Raw genomic sequence first — 2,891 nt, forward strand, 5'->3', positions numbered from 1 at the left:
GGCCTCGCCGACATCCTCACCTGTCGAGCCAGCAGCCAGTTGGCGTTTAGCCGTCGCCAGGCGGGCTTCCGCTTCCGCCAGATCCACCTTTACAGTAGCGAAGTTTTGGTTGAGGTTGGAGGCTTCCTGCTCCACCAGAGATGCACCCGTTGTGCTCAGAAGATTGTTGGCGATCCGATAGTTCTGGACGGCAGCCTCTTTCGCCAGAACATCAGAGCGAAGCTCTCCCAAACGCGCATTCAGCCAGTTATTGGCCTCTTTAGTCGCTTCATACTTGGTTTCGATCTGCTGGGTGAGATAAAGGCGCGCCCACTCATCGGCGATCTTCGCCGACTTTTCTGCCGACAAGCTCTCATAGCTGATGGTGATAATCCGCGTCAGTCCCTGACGTTTTACGCTTAGACCTTTAGTTACCCGATTGATAACGCCCTGGCGACGATATTGCTTTTGCAAAGGAGTTAAAGTGTCAGGATCAACGGGCTTCGTCTCTCCGAACAACCCCTTCTTAGGCGCAATGCTCGGGTTAAACTCGGGATCTTCATCAAGCTTGAGCGAGGTCACCACGCGCTGCGCCAGGGCGTTCGACTTCAATATCTCAACTTCCGTGTCGATCTGGGTCGTATCTGACGGCAGGCCAGACAACACGTCTTGAACAGGTGTAGAATTCACCGTACGTGGATCAATCATCACGCTCGACGTCGATGTATAACGCGGCGCTTCCATTAAGACCGGGGTAATGATCGCCGCTGCCACCACTACAAACACAGCGATAAACAGTTTGAGGTAACGGCGGAAGTCGGCAATTAGTGCGGCGAGATCAAACTCTGGAAGTAAGGACTCTTTGTCAGACGCGGCAGGAGAAATGTCCATCTGGCTCACAATAACTTAAAAAAATAAAAAAGGGCAGCCCAGCCGTTAAGGCTGGGCTGCGTTGGAATAACAAGCTCAGTAAGCAAACGTCACGCTAAGTTTCAGCGCTTTATTATCATATTCAGGCGCCTTGGCCTTACCCGAAGACGACAGGTCACTGTAATAGTAGCCGCCCGTGACTGCGACCGTCCGGTTTACGCGGTAGGTTGCTGCCACATTGGCCGCCGTCCGCTTATCCGAGCGGTCAATGCCATTAAAACTGTTGTCCGTCTTGGTGTAGGCACCAGATACAATAAAATTACGCAGGACCTCGTGATCAACACTGACGCCCAAAACCGCCGATTCATAACCCGACGAGCCAACAGCCGGGGTTTCCTTAATCCCGCGTGACGCATTAAACCCAACCGTCGTCAGTTGTGTCGGGAACCACTCCAGACGCGCCTTATAGGACGCACCAGACGCCTTGGCGAACTTCGTATTATCGTAGGACTGGCTCAGGTAACCGATCTGGGCTTCGCCACGAACCAGTTTGCTCAAGTCAAGATTGACACCGACCGCCACTTCGTAGCCGTCAGAGTCTCTCACGCCCGACGTACCCACGATATCGTATTCGCGTTTATTGCCTTCGTAGACCACATAAACCGAAGTATCTGGGCTGACCGCGTACTCACCGCGCAGAGAGCCACGCGTTTCGACACGGTCGCGATCGTCCATGTCGATCACACCGCCACCTAGGCGGCGCACGTCCTTATAGTCAAACTTCTGGTAATCCACGCGCCCGATGAGGCGAAGACGATTGCCACCGGCCACGAAGCCAGCATTGCCTGAGCTAGCCTTAAACTCGATAGGTTTAGCTGCAGAAAGAATGCTCGTCTCTTCGCCACGGGGCTCGACGGACGACGTATAAGCGACACCGCCAAACAGATTGCTGGAACCAACAATATCGTAACGCCCCGAACCTGTCAGAAACACCTCATTGTAACTTTCGTCGGAGAAGTCTGAGTACTTGTTCGTGCCCGCACGCGCCAGACCCGACAGCATGTGGCGGCTCCAGTTCGAACGCACGCCCAGTTCAGGCTTCAGCCGGAAGATGATGTCGTCCTTCTTACCCGTGCTTGCGTAATAGACGTTATCCGTCGTTTCAAGATCAGCCGTGACCTTCGGCGAAGCCGTAAAGCCGCCCCAGCGAATGCCCAGAGGACGATATTCTGCCGGCACGCGCTGCTTAACCGACTGATTGCGATCGCGCTTGAAGCCAACGCCTTCACCGCCCTCGGTATCTTGCGCACTCGCAACACTCGAGAACGTCATACAAAGCACAGCGCTAGCCATTAGCGCCTTAACAAGGTTCGCCATTAAAATCGCCCCATCATTGAATTAAAAAGTGCAGGCCATGAGCCTGCACTGTCAGATCTTAACCCGGCAGGTAGCCATTGCCCGGAAGTTCCGGCGTCGGAACCTCAACCTCGGCAACCGTCGTATCTTCAACGGCATCCGGAGCGTCTTCGGTTTGCGTATTCTCAGCCGTTTGAGTGCCCGTTTCGGTCGACGCCGTTTGCGTCTCCGTCACCAGCTCTTCCTGAACCGCAACCAGAACTTCGCTCACTTGAGCTTCCGTCAGACCCGAGTCGGCAATGACCTGAGAGATTTGAGCCGCCAGAGCTTCGACCTTCGCCGTATCGCCCGCCTTCTCAGCCGCAGCCTTTTCCTTTTGAAGAGCCAGAAGGGTCGTCTTGACCTCCTGCTGCTTCGCCGTCAACGGCTTAGGCGCTGCCGCTGTCGTGGTATTTTGCGCCACAGCGCCAGAAACCATCGCACCCATCGCTGCCAGCGCAGCCAGGCTAACACCTGCCAAGAGCTTTTTCATTGAGAACCCCTCGATCGAAGAAACCGCATACCCATGCTACTTTACACTGAGCATGTGCACAAAAAAAAGGGTTTATCAAGTGTTACCAGGCCACAAAAGCGCAAATCACGCCTCAACAACCCCAAACTGCGCCCTAAAAGTAACGCTCCCCAAT

At 54.5% G+C, this 2,891-nt stretch carries 3 protein-coding genes; all 3 read right to left on the reverse strand.

The genetic code is table 11. The features are described 5' to 3' along the window. Window positions 1-870, reverse strand: an 870-nt coding sequence (locus ACK8OE_RS20705; protein ID WP_410274205.1) for a GumC family protein, incomplete at its 3' end; no start/stop codon positions are given. 75 nt (window positions 871-945) lie between these two features. Beyond that, window positions 946-2,226, reverse strand: a complete 1,281-nt coding sequence (locus tag ACK8OE_RS20710) for an outer membrane beta-barrel protein (RefSeq protein ID WP_410274206.1) — start codon at window positions 2,224-2,226, stop codon at window positions 946-948. A gap of 58 nt (window positions 2,227-2,284) precedes the next feature. Then, window positions 2,285-2,737, reverse strand: coding sequence for a hypothetical protein (locus tag ACK8OE_RS20715; RefSeq protein WP_410274207.1), 453 nt, complete (start codon window positions 2,735-2,737; stop codon window positions 2,285-2,287). Window positions 2,738-2,891 lie beyond the last annotated feature (154 nt).

This window comes from Asticcacaulis sp. W401b (assembly GCF_046503825.1).
Lineage (GTDB): Bacteria > Pseudomonadota > Alphaproteobacteria > Caulobacterales > Caulobacteraceae > Asticcacaulis.